The 16,767-nt window shown below is 44.5% G+C and carries 16 protein-coding genes; 7 read left to right on the forward strand and 9 right to left on the reverse strand.

Features of this window, described 5'->3' with window-relative positions; all coding sequences use genetic code 11:
* Nucleotides 1-11: 11 nt before the first annotated feature.
* The 8 genes from CKQ84_RS06700 to ftsY all read right to left on the reverse strand — a co-directional run bounded on the left by CKQ84_RS06700 (nt 12) and on the right by ftsY (nt 7,258).
* A complete protein-coding gene (locus CKQ84_RS06700; RefSeq protein WP_105250621.1) occupies nt 12-752 on the reverse strand; it encodes a molecular chaperone in 741 nt (246 codons plus the stop codon).
* Nucleotides 753-818: 66 nt separating this feature from the next.
* Nucleotides 819-1,346 carry a fimbrial protein gene (locus tag CKQ84_RS06705; RefSeq protein ID WP_105250622.1) on the reverse strand — a complete coding sequence of 176 codons (528 nt, stop codon included), beginning with the start codon at nt 1,344-1,346 and terminating at the stop codon, nt 819-821.
* 204 nt (nt 1,347-1,550) lie between these two features.
* On the reverse strand, nt 1,551-1,880 hold the full coding sequence (locus CKQ84_RS06710) for a hypothetical protein (protein WP_158683010.1): 330 nt from the start codon (nt 1,878-1,880) through the stop codon (nt 1,551-1,553).
* Nucleotides 1,881-2,063: 183 nt separating this feature from the next.
* On the reverse strand, nt 2,064-2,423 hold the full coding sequence (locus tag CKQ84_RS06715; protein ID WP_105250624.1) for a hypothetical protein: 360 nt from the start codon (nt 2,421-2,423) through the stop codon (nt 2,064-2,066).
* Between the two features lie 459 nt (nt 2,424-2,882).
* On the reverse strand, nt 2,883-3,740 hold the full coding sequence (gene rpoH, locus CKQ84_RS06720; protein ID WP_006079635.1) for an RNA polymerase sigma factor RpoH: 858 nt from the start codon (nt 3,738-3,740) through the stop codon (nt 2,883-2,885).
* 225 nt (nt 3,741-3,965) lie between these two features.
* Entirely contained in the window at nt 3,966-4,931 is a 966-nt protein-coding gene (ftsX, locus tag CKQ84_RS06725; RefSeq protein WP_105250625.1) for a permease-like cell division protein FtsX, read from the reverse strand.
* The gene (ftsE, locus tag CKQ84_RS06730; protein WP_105250626.1) at nt 4,928-5,644 is read right to left on the reverse strand and encodes a cell division ATP-binding protein FtsE; all 717 of its coding nucleotides are present in this window, start codon (nt 5,642-5,644) and stop codon (nt 4,928-4,930) included. The genes ftsX and ftsE overlap by 4 nt, the downstream gene beginning before the upstream one ends.
* A 3-nt stretch (nt 5,645-5,647) precedes the next feature.
* On the reverse strand, nt 5,648-7,258 hold the full coding sequence (gene ftsY / locus CKQ84_RS06735) for a signal recognition particle-docking protein FtsY (protein WP_105250627.1): 1,611 nt from the start codon (nt 7,256-7,258) through the stop codon (nt 5,648-5,650).
* Nucleotides 7,259-7,471: 213 nt separating this feature from the next.
* On the opposite strand from ftsY, the gene rsmD reads away from it, so the two are divergent.
* Together rsmD and CKQ84_RS06745 are read left to right on the forward strand one after the other, a co-directional pair.
* Nucleotides 7,472-8,140, forward strand: coding sequence for a 16S rRNA (guanine(966)-N(2))-methyltransferase RsmD (gene rsmD, locus CKQ84_RS06740; protein ID WP_105250628.1), 669 nt, complete (start codon nt 7,472-7,474; stop codon nt 8,138-8,140).
* Nucleotides 8,115-8,399: a DUF1145 domain-containing protein gene (locus tag CKQ84_RS06745; RefSeq protein ID WP_105250629.1), complete on the forward strand. Its 285-nt coding sequence runs from the start codon at nt 8,115-8,117 to the stop codon at nt 8,397-8,399. The genes rsmD and CKQ84_RS06745 overlap by 26 nt, the downstream gene beginning before the upstream one ends.
* Nucleotides 8,400-8,477: 78 nt before the next feature.
* Here CKQ84_RS06745 and CKQ84_RS06750 read toward each other — a convergent pair whose 3' ends face one another.
* Nucleotides 8,478-9,041 (reverse strand): NapC/NirT family cytochrome c, encoded by a 564-nt coding sequence (locus CKQ84_RS06750; protein ID WP_105250630.1) that lies wholly within the window; start codon nt 9,039-9,041, stop codon nt 8,478-8,480.
* A gap of 592 nt (nt 9,042-9,633) precedes the next feature.
* Here CKQ84_RS06750 and CKQ84_RS06755 point away from each other — a divergent pair.
* From CKQ84_RS06755 to CKQ84_RS06775, 5 genes are all read left to right on the forward strand, one after another.
* Nucleotides 9,634-10,071, forward strand: a complete 438-nt coding sequence (locus tag CKQ84_RS06755; protein WP_168827238.1) for a hypothetical protein — start codon at nt 9,634-9,636, stop codon at nt 10,069-10,071.
* A 277-nt stretch (nt 10,072-10,348) separates the two neighbouring features.
* Nucleotides 10,349-10,609, forward strand: coding sequence for a heavy metal-binding domain-containing protein (locus tag CKQ84_RS06760; protein ID WP_105250632.1), 261 nt, complete (start codon nt 10,349-10,351; stop codon nt 10,607-10,609).
* Between the two features lie 21 nt (nt 10,610-10,630).
* A complete protein-coding gene (locus tag CKQ84_RS06765) occupies nt 10,631-12,175 on the forward strand; it encodes an efflux RND transporter periplasmic adaptor subunit (protein WP_105250633.1) in 1,545 nt (514 codons plus the stop codon).
* A gap of 9 nt (nt 12,176-12,184) precedes the next feature.
* Nucleotides 12,185-15,325: an efflux RND transporter permease subunit gene (locus CKQ84_RS06770; RefSeq protein WP_105250634.1), complete on the forward strand. Its 3,141-nt coding sequence runs from the start codon at nt 12,185-12,187 to the stop codon at nt 15,323-15,325.
* Nucleotides 15,326-15,543: 218 nt separating this feature from the next.
* Nucleotides 15,544-16,710, forward strand: a complete 1,167-nt coding sequence (locus CKQ84_RS06775) for a ribonuclease T2 (protein ID WP_105250635.1) — start codon at nt 15,544-15,546, stop codon at nt 16,708-16,710.
* Nucleotides 16,711-16,767: the final 57 nt, after the last annotated feature.

A 16,767-nucleotide genomic window follows, 5' to 3' on the forward strand; every position in this document is an offset into this window, starting at 1 on the left:
CTTCAATTAATTTATTTCATGCCAAAAATGAACTCACTACTTACAAATCCACCATAATCATCTACAAGTGTATACTCAATTTTTATCGGTGATGAGATTACAAATTGCTGATTTTTTATATTAATAACTTTTTTTGACTTTGGTTCAACCATGTCAATTTTCGCCAATAATTCTTGCTTGCCTGAAATTATTTTTGCATTTACAAAAGAGGCAAAAAAGGCAGAATTATTTTCAATGACAAGATTAATACCAATCTCATCATACTCAATGTCGAAATTAATTTTTTTACTTACATCAATTGAATTTGACTCAATTTCAATTGGCCTGTAAAAAATCTTTACCCTATTTTTTAACATTACTAGCATCTGGTTTTGACCAGCATTACTCTTAGATAAGGGTGGGATCTGTAAAAAGTTGAGATAAAACACACTCTCTCTATCTTTTGGTAACTCAGTGCCGGTATAAACTAAGCGGACCATTTGTCCTCTTTTAGGCTCGATTCTAAAAATTGAGGGTAACGCAAGGAAAGGTCCATCGGCGCTCTCTGGAGTCGATTCGGGGTTATTGATATCAGTCCAAACCTGAACAACATTTGGAAAAGCATCATTATTTGTTAATTGTATAGTTCGCTCTTGAGCATCACTTGGGTAAATAACACGGGTATTTGTCATAACAACACTGGCATTAGCAGTGATAGAGCATGTTATTAATAAAAAAACTAAATAACGGATAAATAGAGTGAAAATATACATATAAACCCCATAAAACAGAAAGGCTCACTCTAAAATATGAGTGAGCCAAATAGAGTTAAATATAGCTTATTGGTAAGAAATTGCATATTGAACAGAGCTAATTACAGAACCAGCAATAACAGTCGCGTCTTCAGCATAGTACTGCACAGCAAAATCATGTGAAGCCGAAGTTTCGCCAATTGCAACATTCAGACCTGTAACAGAGGCACCATTGGTTAGGTCTACTGGCGAGCCAGCAACGGCATCAAGAAGCTGTATTGAAACGCCTTGTGCTGAGCCAGTGTTTCCTAAATTACCACTTGAAGTGACACTACTGCCAACAAAGACTGTATCAATTGGTAATGCGCTCGCAGCCGCACTACAGCCAGATACAGAAATGGTAAAAGATGTTTCACCAGCAGTAGCACCTACAGCAGCAAGAGCCGTAGCAGGAATAGTTGGAAGCAATACTGTTTGATTACCAGTATTACCATTGATAGCAACTTCACAGGTTTCGTCTGATACTTCACCTTGGAAAGTAATAGTATTATTTGCTTGAGCATTTGCTACAAATAAACCGCTTAAAACTAAAACAGATAATGTTAACTTTTTCATTTGATACCCTACTGAGTGCTTATGGACGCCATAATTTTTTACTAATTAATTACATGCTTAATCTAACCACACATAATTTATCAGCTTTGCTATCCACTCTATGCAAGACGCCGCCCTGCGTATTGTAGGAAATTTCCCATGATTTTTTATTAAAAAAAACCATCTCAAGAACTGAAATGGCTTTAAGAACGATATGGATGAACATTAATTATAATTAAGAGAGACTAGGAGCTCGTTGCCTTCTAACTGCTTAACTAATAGAACGTTTATTTGCTTAAATTTTGTTGGAACTGTAAGAATGTCACCACTCAGCATAGATTTTGTTAGTATTTTGGTTTGGATATCTTGAGTGGAAAACTGACGAGTTAGTGGGTCATAGCAAGAAACGGCAGATAGGTTAAAGTAACAACTTGGTTCAGCAACCTCTCCTTGGAAATAAAGAGTGTTGAATTTTTCCGCTACCGCGTTAAAGCTTGTACTTACAATAGTGTTCAGCATTACTACAATACCTAAAAATAACGGTATCTTTCGCATATCATCACCCATTTCGATTAGTAGGACTACCTAATTATCGACATGAAATGGATGTTCTAAAGCCTTAATTTAACAAAAAATCTACTTATTTAAAAATAAGACTAATTTGACTACAAACTAGAGATAGCTTAGTTTTAAGTTCTACAAAAATTGGACATTAAAGTACTCCTTCAATAGCTATCACTAAAAACAGTAATCCTCACAGTTATTATTAAGTTCAGTAACTATTCGATTTTTCCACTGCGCATAAAAAATTGTAGACACATTGCGGGGCAGCAACCATCGCACTTGGCTATCATCTTGAAAATAATGAATATTGTTTTTTTTAAGCAGCTCAATTAAAACTCTCGTCTCAAATTGGCATAAAATGACTTCAGATCCCAATACATAACTAAGCTTTAAGTCCTCGCGTTCAAAAGCGATACCCTTGCAAACTAACCAAAACAAGCTCTGCTGACATACTTCGACGCCCCCATTGACACGAAATGCAGTACCCCAACCAGATTCTGATGATAGGGCTAACTTAGTGATCATTGAGAACATAACTTCCCACCTTTGTAAGCATTAAAAAAACCGCATAATGAGTATCTATCGTAAATTGGCGGGCATCCCTTCTAACTTAAAAGCTTTCCTTGGTACATAATCCATCGCTACCCGACCAAATCTTCCGTGCTCAATATCCATATCAACTTTGCTTAAGGCGATACTCAAAATGCGGAGGAACAAGAACGTTCTGTAATAAGCATCGAAAACAACTTTTGAATTGAGGCTCAAAAGTTACAGATATATTAACTATTTATAACGGATCTAAATGTAGGATAAATCTGATGTCTCGTGGTGAAATCAGCCATAGTCGCGTACGTTTCAATACGATTGAGCTTTATAGCTATAGCGAAATTCACTTTAAGTGTCGCGATTAAATCTATTCTTTCTCCCATAAAAAAACCTGCCGCAGCAGGTTTTTTTATGGTTAAGTTACAATCATTTTACACGTGATGTGACTTAGGCTTCCATACAAGCTTTTAGCTTGTTCATGGCATTTTTCTCAAGTTGGCGAATACGTTCGGCCGACACTTGATAAGTCTCTGCAAGTTCTTGCAGTGTGGTTTTATCGTCATCTAACCAACGGGCGCGCAGAATATGCTGGCTACGTTCATCTAAGGTTTTGATGGCCGATAATAAACGACCTTGAGCATTGGATTCCCAGTTGTCGTTTTCAATATTTTCCGCTAAATCCGATGAATGATCTTCCAAATAATGGACGGGGGCAAAATCATGCTCCTCGTCTTGATCATTGGTTAAATCAAATGCCGGATCTTGCGCTGCCATACGTGATTCCATTTCGGTCACATCGGCCTTAGACACACCTAAATTTTCAGCCACCATAGTGACTTCTGCATCGCTGAACCAACCTAAGCGTTTTTTCGCTTTACGGATATTAAAGAACAACTTACGTTGTGCTTTAGTGGTCGCGACTTTAACAATGCGCCAGTTTTTCAGCACATATTCATGAATTTCAGCTTTGATCCAGTGCACAGCAAAAGACACTAGACGCACGCCAACATCGGGATCGAAGCGTTTAACCGCTTTCATCAAGCCTATGTTGCCTTCTTGGATAAGATCTGCCTGTGGCAAACCATAGCCTGAATAGCCCTTTGCAACGTGCACTACAAAACGTAAGTGCGACATAATCAGTTGCTTCGCAGCTTGTAGATCACCAGTTTCCTGTAAACGCTTGGCCAACTCATACTCAGCCTCAGCGTCCAGCATGCTGATGCTAGTCACTGAATGGATATAAGCTTCTAGACTACTGGCGCCCTGTGGGACTGTCAGTGCCATTGATTGCGTTTGAAAGGTCATTCGCTCTCCTACATTTATCAGACTACTTAACGAGTGCATTCTTAGGTTCAACAACAAAATACCCTAAGAATAAGCTCACGAACTATCGGCTAATTGACAGAGTATGTCAACCTCAGCTCGTTTGCGGATACCCTTTTTACCTCGCTGAAGTAGACATTGCAAGTGAACAAAAGTTCATTCCTCAGCATATTTTTCATCACTTTTTTTAGTTTAATGGACTGATTATTATGAAGGTTCAATCGACCGTAAATGCTGGCGTACAGACAAATACGAACCTAACCAACCTAAAAATGACGCCAGTCCAACCAATTGCAGCAGTTCAGTAAAAGTGAGCGATTTCATCTCGAGCTGACTGCCATACAAGCCCAACAGCTCGGCAAGAGCCGAATCGAGATACCACACTAATAAGTTAATGATAAGCCAAGCCAATATGCCACCAATGACACCATACCAAATCCCAGTGTAGAGGAATGGACGCTGAATAAAGGCTTCAGTTGCTCCGACTAGCTTCATCACTTCAATTTCGCTGCGCCGATTCATAATCGCTAAGCGAATCGTATTACCTATCACTAAGACCACGGCCAGCACGAGTAACGCGGCAATCGCCATCACAGTGCGTTCGAGTAGACGCACTACCGCCTGTAACCGTTCTAACCATTCAATATCTAAGCGGCCAAAGCTAATCTCAGGCTCGCGCTCTAGTTTAGTTAAGAGTTCACGGGCGCCCACTGGCGTTGAGTAACGCGGCGTAGGCGTAACGGTAATGACCGCGGGCAAAGGATTTTTATCTAAATAGGCCAAGGCCTCACCAAACCCAGATAAGCGTTGGAATTCTTCTAGCGCTTGATTTTTATCAATATATTGCACTTTATCCACTTCGGGATATGTCCGAATGCGAGTCAGCAGGCTCTGAATCGTTTGTTCACTACGATTATCGTCGATAAACAAGGAGATCTCTGCCGCGCTGTTCCAGGAACTGGTAATGGTCTCGGCATTTTTAACTAGCACTTGCAATGCTGCAGGCAAACTTAGGCTCACACCTAAGACTGCCATGGTCATCACAGAGGATATTGGGTTGCGCCAGAGCTCTCCCATGCTCGCCATTGCTTGCTGCGCATGGCGAATAAAAAACATCACAATCCGACCAGACAGAGGCAGCTTGCTGCGAGTTAATTTTGCGCTATCGCTCATTGTCCTTCACCTCTATTCGTCGGTGCACTGCGAGTGTGCACATTAGGATGCAACTCTTGTGCACCTAACATACGGCCCTGTTTGAGGGTAAATGTGCGATATTTCATTCGTGCAATAAGACCTAAATCATGGGTGGCGATTAATACGCTGGTTCCCGCATCATTAAAGGTTTCAAACAGACGCAAAATATCCATAGATAATTTAGGATCTAAGTTACCCGTAGGCTCATCGGCGAGCAGTAAAGGTGGTTTATTCACAATCGCACGGGCAATGCCAACACGTTGCTGCTCACCGCCGGACAACATAATTGGGTTATGCCGCTCCTTGCCATATAAACCCACCATGTCGAGGGCACCCGCAACACGCTTACGGATTTCGCCATGGGAGAATCCCTCAATCACCAGTGGTAAAGCCACATTGTCGAACACACTTCGGTCCATCAATAGGTGATGGTTCTGGAAAATCATCCCGATATTGCGGCGCAAATAAGGCACATGTTTAGGGCTGACTTTAGCGATATCGTGACCGTTAATCGCGACGCGCCCCGTTGTTGCCCGCTCGATTACCGTGATTAATTTCAACAGCGTACTTTTACCCGCCCCCGAGTGGCCGGTTAAAAATGCCATTTCACCTTGCTGTAGATGAAAATTCACATCCTCCAGCGCCATTTGGCCGCCAGGATAAATCTTACTGACCTGCTGAAAATCAATCATAAATTAGCTATCCGCTTTTTCTTGAGTGAACAAGGCATCGATAAATTCTTTCGAATTGAAGGTACGCAAATCGTCAATTTGCTCACCCACACCTATGTAACGGATCGGAATATTAAACTTATCAGCAATCGCAAAGACCACGCCGCCCTTAGCCGTTCCATCTAACTTACTGATGGTAATACCCGTTACACCTACGGCTTCCTGGAATAATTGTGCTTGGCTAATCGCGTTTTGTCCCGTGCTCGCATCTAATGTCAGCATGACCTCATGTGGCGTATCCGGGTCGAGTTTCTTCATCACTCGCACGACTTTCTTCAATTCTTCCATCAAGTGCGCTTTATTCTGTAAACGACCAGCCGTGTCGGCAATCAATACATCCACTTTACGCGCCTTGGCCGCTTGTAAAGCATCGAACAACACAGAGGCACTATCAGCACCTGTATGCTGGGCAATCACGGTAATATCATTACGTTGACCCCAAACCTGTAGCTGCTCAACCGCTGCAGCGCGGAAGGTATCACCCGCGGCTAACATCACTGACTTACCTTGGCTCTGATATTGTTTGGCCAATTTACCAATAGTGGTAGTTTTACCCACGCCATTAACGCCAACCATTAAGATAACAAATGGGCCATTAGCATTGTCTGGTACTAACGGGATAGCGACTGGATCCAGTGTTTTTTGCAGCTCATCCCGCAGCAATTCATATAAAGCTTCGGCATCTTTAAGCTGCTTACGTGAGGCATGCTCTGTCAAATTCTTGATTAATCGCGTAGTGGTTTCGACACCAACGTCAGCGATTAATAATTGCTCTTCGAGTTCTTCAAACAGATCGTCATCGATTTTCTTGCCGCGAAATAGGCCGATAAAACCACTGCCAATATTCTCGCTGGTACGCATTAAGCCACGTTTCAGGCGAGCAAAGAGCCCTTCCTTAACGGGTCTAGCCTGCGGCTCAGGTTGTAATTCAGCAACGGCTATAACAGCTTGCTCAATTTCAGCTTGTTGCTGAACTAAAGCCTCTGCTTGCTCACGTGCTAGTGCTTCGCCAGCGAGTTGTTCTGCCGCTAAGGCTTCAGCAGCATGCTGTTCGTCGGCCAAACGGGCAAGTTCAGCTTGTTCCGCTGCGCGTAATTCTGCTTCTAGCTGAGCGGCAACTACACGCGCCGCCTCTGCTTGAGCTAATTGCTCTGCGGCGGCTTGCTCAACCGCTAACTGCTGTTCTGCCAATTGTTCTGCAATGCGTTGCTCTGCTTCTAACTGTGCTTCGGCTAACTTCTCTGCAGCATGCTTTTGTGCACTAAGTTGTTCAGCAGCCAAACGTGTCGCTTCAGCTTGCTGATTAGCAAAATGCAACGATTCAATTCGGGCATGCTCAAGGGCGAATTGCTCGGCTTCGGCTTTTGCCTGTGTTTGTTCGGCCGCTAACTGTTCTGCTGCCTGTTTTTCAACATGAGCTTCGGCCTCGATGACCCCTTGTGTCTCTACTTGTTCCTGTGCGACACGCTGTGCTGCATCAGTATCTTGTGTTGGAGTAACAACTGGCGTTTCAGCGACGACCTCATCTTGTGACTTATCTTTACGAAACCAAGAGAAAAAACCTTTCTTTGCCATGTGTGATTCCAGCGCTCTACTTCAGTATTGAATTTTGAATAAGACCCTGATGTTATACCAGATTGCCTCGGCAATTACGCCCAAAAAGTCGGCAATTAGCTAAGCTCAGTTAGCCTTCTCACCTTTTAGTGAGACTTTGATATAAAATAGCGGCCTTTATTAAGGTGGCACAGTCTACCACTTTCTTTCTTCAGGCAAAATCACGGGGGCACTTTGGTTAATCATCGAACGGTCAAAAATAATGTGACCAAGGGTCAAACAGCCAAAAATAAACCCGGCAGTGGACAAGTGCGGATCATCGCAGGCCAATGGCGCTCGCGTCGTCTACCTATCCAAGATCTCGAAGGTTTACGCCCAACGACAGACAGGGTTCGCGAAACACTCTTTAACTGGCTGGCTAATGATTTAGTCAATGCACGTGTACTCGACTGTTTTGGCGGTAGTGGCGCTTTAGCTCTCGAAGCCTTGTCCCGCTATGCCAGTTTCGCCAAAATTATCGAGTTGCAACGCGGCGCAGCCCTGCAATTAAAAGAAAATCTGCAAACCCTTAAATGCGATAAGGCCGAAGTGCTCAATGCTGATACGTTAGTGGTACTGCAAAGGGGCTGCGAGCAAGGTTTCGATGTGGTGTTTATCGATCCACCCTTTCGTAAGGGATTGGCAGAAAAGACAATTCAACTGCTAGATACTCAAGGCTGGCTTAATGATGGTGCGCTGATTTATGTCGAAATCGAGTCTGAATTGCCGCAACTTGCTATCCCTTCTCGCTGGCACGCCTTAAAAGAAAAGAATGCAGGGCAAGTGAGCTACCGTTTATATCAATATCACTCAGAAACCACTGTTGAGCCCATCGAAGATGAAAACCATGCCCTTGCTGATTAACTTAGGAAAAACGATTACATTAGTGGCTTGGCTGATGATGCTCTATAACCTCATCATGCCATTTGACGGTGATGTCGCCATTGTTTTAAATATTATTTTTGGCATTACCTGCATGATGCACTGCTTTCAAGTGGCCATCTTCCATATGCTATTTAAGAACTTACTGTCATTAACGCAACAAGATTATCTACAAGTGTTTATCTTCGGAATTTTCAGCCTGTTAGCTTATCGGCAACGGGTGATGACTCAAGCGAATTAATCGAGCACACAGACAGCAAAAAGCCCTCAATAGAGGGCTTTTTAATGGTCAACTATAAAGAAACTTAATCGCTAAACCTTATCCTTTTGGATATGGGTGTGCTACGCCTTTATGGCAGTCAACACAGGTCTTTCTCGCGTCAGGTTCTTTCTTGAAGTTATTTGAGTGCATTCTTACAGCCATTTTACTCATAGTTTCTGGCTGATTCTCGTAAATACGAGTGTGGCAATGCTGACAGTTAGCAGAATCGTTAGCACGGAAATAATTCAGCGCTTTATCCGCTTGTTCTTTACGATTTTCATCTAACCAAGCTTGAGTGTTAAAGCCATCGATTGTCATGAAACCATATAAATCTTTAGATACGATGATTTTTTTGATCAAATAATCGACCGGACCATGGGGTAAGTGACAGTCTTGACACTGAACTGTAATCCCCGCTTTGCCGCCGCCATGGGCAGAAGCCAACACTTCATCCTTCAGCGAATGATTGCTATGGCAAGACATACAGAACTCATCTGTACTGGTCGCGTGTAATGTTTGTTGAGTGGTAAAGTATCCCACAACACCCACTACAATACCGACGACCAGTAGCGCCAGGATTGAATATTTCGCGCTAGGTTTAAATAGTGCACGCCAGTTCATCACTCTATCTCCAAAATTGTCAAAATTAGTTTTTATAAGACTAGTTTATGCTCTTTCATTTATTAGAAATTTGATTTTAAGCCGAAATTTGCTGATTAAATTAACCTTAAAAGCGCAAAATGAGACTTAGCTCTAACTATTTGGACGTCATTTGGTAAAAACCGCTAGCTGAACTGTGATGCACTTTAACTAAAGCTAATGCAATCACCCGATAATCGCAAGTTACCGATTTTTTATAGTTAGGTTCCCCCCTTGATAATCTAGAACTAGAAATTTATTTTCCAGAAAACAGAAATGTGATCGCGCCAATGTTTGTTGCACCTTGAGAGTGAAGCAGAAATAAATGGTAAAACGCAGGTAAGCCGAATAATACTGTTCGAAATGAAACTTTCTACGATCAATTTGAGTCTCTTAGAATACGCAGTCATATTCATGATAAGCCCGTTGAAGACAAAACTGCGAGTCAGAAATTATATTTGCTAATTTAGATTAATTAGATATTTGAATTGAGGCGTTAACTGAAGTGTGAGTTAAATCATTACAGCTAAACATCGCTATGCTAGAATCGAGCCGTTCATCATTTGGAAGACTTATGCATCACACACTCGGTCGTTATTTTTTAGTCATATTCACTCTACTCGCACTCGTCGGGCAAAGTGTCGTGTCTAATGGTCACGCCATGGTGCCACACACTATGGATATGAGTGCGATGAATCATGAGGTTTCCTCCCAAATGCACCACGCTACAATGATGCAGATGGACACAGAGAACAGTTCTGACTCACATTCAATGGCCAACGCGGATTGCTGCAACGATAAAATGCTTCCCGGCGCGAAACAGCATTGCTGTGATGGCACCACATCATGTTCAAATGATTGTGGTCATTGTTTGACGATTTCAGTCGCTGGCACTCTATTCAGCCCACACCTCTGGCCAAGTGTGAGCATGAGCGATACTGCAATGGCCACTCCTATGCCTCATTTCCACTCTATCTCTTTGTCTTCGGCCTTTAAACCACCGATAGCCTAGCCCTACTTTGTGCTTATTGGGCAAATCTGCCCTTAAAAAAGCCAAACGACCAAGCTAAAACGACAATGCTGTTAGCCCTAAGCTAACGCCCTATTTAGCCGTTTATTGTGGTGCCTTATCATTAAATCGTGCACCCGAGTCTAGCAAAACGTTGATTACTGAGCCGAATGCCAAATTGTGGCATCAATACGTCTATCGAAGCGAACCGCTTTGATCCACTGTGCTCACTGACGTTTATGCGCTCGTATTCGGCCGTTAATCCGATGGAGTGAATAATATGAAAACACTAACTAATCTCGCCTTAATCGCATTCTTGCTGACCAGCACAAGCGTGTTTGCGACGGCAGCGCCGCACGCACATCTACACGACAATGCCAATCCGCAGGAACAAGCCCATACCCATGTTTGCCCTATGCACCCTGAAGTGACTGGCAGCAAAGAAGATACTTGCCCTCAATGTGGTATGAACTTAGAGCCAAAGGCAGTAGAAGCAAAACCAGCTGAAGGTGCGGCAAAAAACGCCCACAAACACCACTAAGCGAGGCTGGAGATGAGGCATATGAATTCATTTAAAACCGTAAAAAAGCAGACCCCTAAAGCCGTACTGATCTTGAGTAGCTTACTCTTAGGTACGCCTTGGTTGAGCCATGCCCAACTGGCGAGCACACAACAGCCTGTGGCAACCGAAGCTGCAGTAAATTCTGCAACAGCGCCTAAAAATAATTCGTTAAATCAAGTAAAAACCTACACTTGCCCTATGCATCCCGAAGTGCTCAGCCATGAGCCTGGTCGCTGCCCTAAGTGCAATATGTTTTTAGTTGAAAAGGAAGGTACCGATACCAATTCAGCAGATCCACATGCTGAACATCAACATACAGATCACTTAGCGACAGAACATGCGCACACCTCGACCACGAAAGCGGCAAGCCAAGTGTTCGACACACCAACCCCTAAGGCTAACAATCTTGTTAAAAAAACCAGCGAAGAAACAACAACTAAATACATTTGCCCTATGCATGCCCACATCATCAGCGATGTACCCGGTACATGCCCTATCTGTGGTATGAATTTAGAAAAAGTCGAAACGGGTGGTAACACTCACGAAATCAATATCAATGTTTCCGGCAGCATGCAGCAAGCGCTAGCCATAAAAGTCGCTAAAGTTGAGCGCGATACGCTATGGAAATTTGTCGAGACCGTTGGACAAGTGGATTACGATGAAAGCCAAATAACGCATATCCATGCTCGAGTAACGGGTTGGGTTGAAAAACTGATGGTTAAGTCCATGGGAGACACAGTCAAAAAAGGGCAGCTACTCTATGAAATCTATTCACCCGATTTAGTCAATGCTCAGGATGATTATTTACTCGCCTTAGATACCGCCAAAACAGCAGGCAATCAGAGATATCAGGATCTTGTTCGTAGAGCAGGCTTAAGACTGTCATTTTTAGGATTTACCGAGCAACAAATCAAGCAATTAGCCGACTCGCGCCAAACCCAATATCGGGTACCCTTTTATGCACAACAGGATGGTGTAGTCGAAACACTGTCTATCCGCGATGGTATGTATATTGAGCCATCCACCGAAGTGATGTCGTTAGTCGATCTCTCTAAGGTATGGGTCATAGCCGATGTGTTTGAAAATGAACAAAGCTGGATAGTCAAAGGCCAACAGGCTGAAGTGGCTGTGCCCGCCATGAACTTAAGCGGGATAAAAGGCACTATAGATTATATCTATCCGGAACTTGATCCTGTCACGCGTAGCTTGCGAGTGCGTGTTGTGCTCAATAACACCCATGTTTCCCTTAGACCTAAAACCCTCGCCAAGGTCTCGCTTTTTGGCGGCCCCAATAAAGACACGCTAGTAATCCCACAGGAAGCCTTAATCCAAACGGGTAAAGAGAATCGCGTGATAGTCAAACAAGACGACAATAGTTTTGCCGCTAAAGTCGTGACCGTCGGCATGATGAGTCAAGGTAAGGCAGAAATTGTCTCGGGCTTAACCGAAGGCGAGCGCGTGGTGATCTCAGGGCAATTTTTACTCGACTCTGAAGCCAGTCTCAAGGGCAGCTTAATGCGTTTAAGCAGCGGTCATCAGCACTAGGAGCGCGTTATGTTGAAATATATTATTGAGGCGTCCATCAGGCAGCGATTGATGGTGTTGATCATTGCCATCATGATCACTGTCTGGGGCGTACAGGAGCTGCGCAAAACGCCGCTTGATGCACTGCCCGATCTGTCGGATGTGCAAGTGATTATTAAAACTTCCTACCCAGGGCAAGCGCCTAAATTGGTAGAAGAACAAGTCACTTACCCTTTATCTACCGCCATGTTAGCTGTACCCGGCGCCAAAACGGTACGCGGCTATTCCATGTTCGGCGATTCTTATGTCTATGTGATTTTTGAAGATGGCACAGATATCTACTGGGCGCGCTCACGGGTATTAGAATACTTAAGTCAGATCAGTAGCCGATTGCCACAGGGCGTACAACCGTCCCTTGGCCCCGATGCCTCAGGTGTGGGTTGGGTATATGAATATGCGCTGGTCGATCGCTCCGGCAGTTTAGATTTATCACAACTCAAAAGCCTGCAGGACTGGTATCTTAAATTAGAGCTACAAAGCGTGGCTGGCGTGTCTGAAGTCGCCACCGTCGGTGGTATGGAGCAGACCTACCAGATCGTACTCGAACCCGACAAAATGGCGATCTATAAACTGGATATAGCCAGCATTAAAGATGCGATAGAAAAATCTAATAGCGAAGCTGGCGGCTCGGTCATCGAAATGGCTGAAGCCGAGTATATGGTGCGCGCCAAAGGCTATCGTCAAACCCTTGAGGATTTCCGCGAAATTCCACTGGGTATTACCAGCCCTTCAGGCACAGGTCTATTACTAAAAGATGTTGCTACCGTGCGCAAAGGCCCGGCCTCACGCCGCGGTATAGCCGAACTTGACGGTGAAGGTGAAGTCGTAGGCGGCATTATTGTGATGCGTTACGGCGAAAATGCTTTATCCACGATTGATGCCGTAAAAGCTAAGCTTGAAGAACTGAAAGCTGGTTTACCCGATGGGGTTGAAATCATCCCCACCTACGACAGATCCCAATTAATCCTTAATTCCGTTGATAATTTATTCAGCAAGGTCGTCGAAGAAATGCTAGTGGTAGGGTTGGTCTGCCTGCTGTTTTTACTGCACGCACGCTCAACCTTAGTCGCCATCATTACCCTGCCGCTTTCAATCCTGATTGCCTTTATCGTAATGAATAAGATGGGGGTTAACGCCAACATTATGAGTCTTGGGGGTATCGCAATTGCCATAGGCGCAGTGGTAGACGGCGCAATTGTGATGATTGAAAACCTGCACAAACATTTGGAGCAGTTTCACACAGAAAACAACCGAGAACCCGATACCAAAGAACACTGGCGGATCGTCACCGAAGCGTCGATTGAAGTCGGCCCTGCGTTATTTTTCTCATTGATTATTATCACCTTAAGCTTTGTGCCTGTGTTCGCACTCGAAGCGCAGGAAGGCCGTTTATTTGCACCGCTGGCCTATACCAAATCCTTTGCTATGGCCGCTTCCGCATTATTAGCAATCACATTAGTGCCAGTCTTAATGGGCTATTTTATTCGGGGGAAAATTCCGAGTGAGCATAAAAATCCCATCAGTCGCGTACTGATCGCTTTATATAAGCCCTCGCTTAATCTGGTACTTAGGTTTCCTAAAATCACCCTAGCATTAGCATTGATTGCCTTAGTCAGTGCTTGGTATCCGATGACGCGCATGGGCAGTGAGTTTATGCCCGAGTTAGAAGAAGGCGATTTACTCTATATGCCAACTGCGTTACCGGGACTCAGTGCGGGCAAAGCCGCCGAAGTGTTACAGCAAACGGATCGTTTGATCAAAACCGTCCCCGAAGTCGCCCGCGTATTTGGCAAAGTGGGCCGCGCCGAGACTGCGACCGATCCCGCACCGTTAACTATGCTCGAAACCACCATCATGCTTAAATCTCATGAGGAATGGCGCGAGGGTATGACCTTAGATGGCATCATCGCTCAACTGCAACAAACGGTGAAAGTGCCGGGTATCACCAATGCTTGGGTGCAACCCATCAAAACCCGTATCGATATGCTCTCTACTGGGATAAAAACCCCCGTTGGCATTAAGATCACCGGCGCCGATGTGAACGAACTGCAAAGCATAGGAGCTAAGATAGAAGCTATCTTAAGCAAAGTACCACACACAAAGTCAGCCTATGCTGAACGCAGTGGCGGCGGGCGTTATATCGATATCACTCCCAAACTGGATGTCGCCGCACGTTACGGTATGTCACTGCAAGATATTCAAGACGTGGTGCGTTACGCCATTGGCGGTATGGATATTGGCGAGTCGGTACAAGGGGCTGAGCGCTATCCCATCAACCTACGTTATCCCCGTGAGCTTCGCGATAATATCGAAAAGCTGCGCGAGCTCCCTGTGATCACTAAATCGGGAAATTATCTACCACTGCGAAATTTAGCGGATATAGAAATCACCGATGGCGCACCTATGCTCACCAGTGAAAACGGTCGCTTAATCTCTTGGGTGTTTATCGATATTGAAGGCACGTCTATCGGCGAATACATTACTACCGCCAAGCAAGCATTAACTGCCGAACTTAAAGTGCCCCCGCGCTACAGCTATACCTTCGCAGGACAGTACGAGTATATGCAGCGAGTCGATGCAAAACTGAAGCAAGTGATCCCTATGGCCTTAGGTGTGATATTCATCCTGTTGATGATGACATTTGGCTCTACTTTGCAGGCGAGTATTATCATGCTTAGCCTCCCCTTCGCGCTGGTCGGCAGCACTTGGCTATTGTATCTACTGGATTACAACATCTCAGTCGCAGTCGCAGTCGGTATGATTGCTTTGGCGGGCGTTGCCGCGGAATTTGGGGTAATCATGCTGATTTACCTCAATAATGCCATTAAGCACAGGCAAGAAAAGAATAACTATCATACAGTAACCGATCTCAAAGAAGCGTTAATGGAAGGTGCCGTTATGCGGATCCGCCCCAAAGCCATGACAGTAGCGACCATCTTCTTCGGCCTACTCCCCATTATGTGGGGTGCAGGATCGGGTAACGATGTGATGCAGAAAATTGCCGCACCTATGGTCGGCGGCATGGTTACGGCCCCATTACTGTCACTGTTTGTACTACCCGCGCTTTATCTACTGATTTATTCGCGTAAATTAAAGAAAGACGCGGCGTAATTGAGTGTACGGCGCTAGAACACCGATAAAAATCCCCTCAAACCATTAAAGTTTGAGGGGATTTTTTCATTCAATCAGATTAAAAATCTAATTTTGCAACACTGCCATACACAACTCTGAGTAAAATAAGCCTCTAAGTTTATAGCGCTTATGTGTACCATTGACTCAGTGCCACACAGAATTGACTCAATTCACTGCCGCAGGAAGGATCCCATCACATGACCAAGTCATTTTGTTTAACCATCAGCCGGATATGGCCGCAAGCACTTTCCCTTAAAACCCCATCACGTGCGTTACTTGCCGCATTCGGTTTATGCTCTGCGCTCATCATTACAGCACCCACCTTTGCCGCACCCGCAACCGGTGAATTCGTTGCCGACAAACGCTGTGAGCTATTTCAATCGAAAAATAAGCAGACGAATCCAGATCAATGGCAGAGCAATATTGGTGAGCGCTACCCTGTACTTGAAATCCTCGGCAATAGCGCTAAACCTGATTGGCTAAGAGTGCGCACCAATGCGGTGAAGTCTCCCATGCGTTGGATCAGCGGCGATTGTGGTCAATATCTATCTAATGTTGCTGGCAGTAATTTATCAACACCTGCAACGGCGGCGGAACCGGCGCAAACAACCACGGCATCGGACATCAAAGCAAAAAGCCGAGATAGCCTTAAAGAGCATGGTACCCCAGAGAAACGCCAAGGGAATCAATGTCAAATCGGTGGAGAATTCGATGCTAACGTGCTCGCATTAAGCTGGCAAAGCACCTTTTGTGAACTCTATGGCCGCCGTAAAGCCGAATGCCGCGCCCTCAGCCAAACGCCAGAATCGAGCCAATGGCAACACTTCAGCCTGCACGGACTGTGGCCGAATAAACAACAATGCGGCACGCGATATGGCTATTGCAGCACAGTCAAACTGCAACCGAATGATTTCTGTACTTATCCGGAGTTTGAACTGAATCCATCGGTGCGCAAAAATTTAGAAGAAGTCATGCCAAGCGCCCAATATGGCACCTGTTTAGAACGCCACGAATGGTGGAAACACGGCACTTGCCGTAGCCAAGACCCTAACGAGTACTTTTTATTGGCAACCCAGCTGACCCAAGCGGTCAATGCCTCGGCATGGGTACAAAAATTTATTCATGACAACATAGGTAAGAGTGTCAGTAAAAGTGAGTTAAACCAAAGTTTTGATAGCAGCTTCGGTCAAGGCGCTCACACTAAAATGAGTCTAGAATGTGGCAAGGGATTACTGAGTGAAATCCGCATTAACTTGCCCGAAGTCATTAAAACTTCTGACTCCTTACCTAGCCTACTCGCCAAAGCCAATAAGGCCTCAAAAGGCTCTTGCCCTGAAACAATCATGATTGATAACGCTAATTAAACAAATAGTTAGACAAATAAAAACGGCGATTTAGCGTCGCCGTTTTTAACCTTAATG

The organism is Shewanella sp. WE21, assembly GCF_002966515.1.
GTDB lineage: Bacteria > Pseudomonadota > Gammaproteobacteria > Enterobacterales > Shewanellaceae > Shewanella > Shewanella oncorhynchi.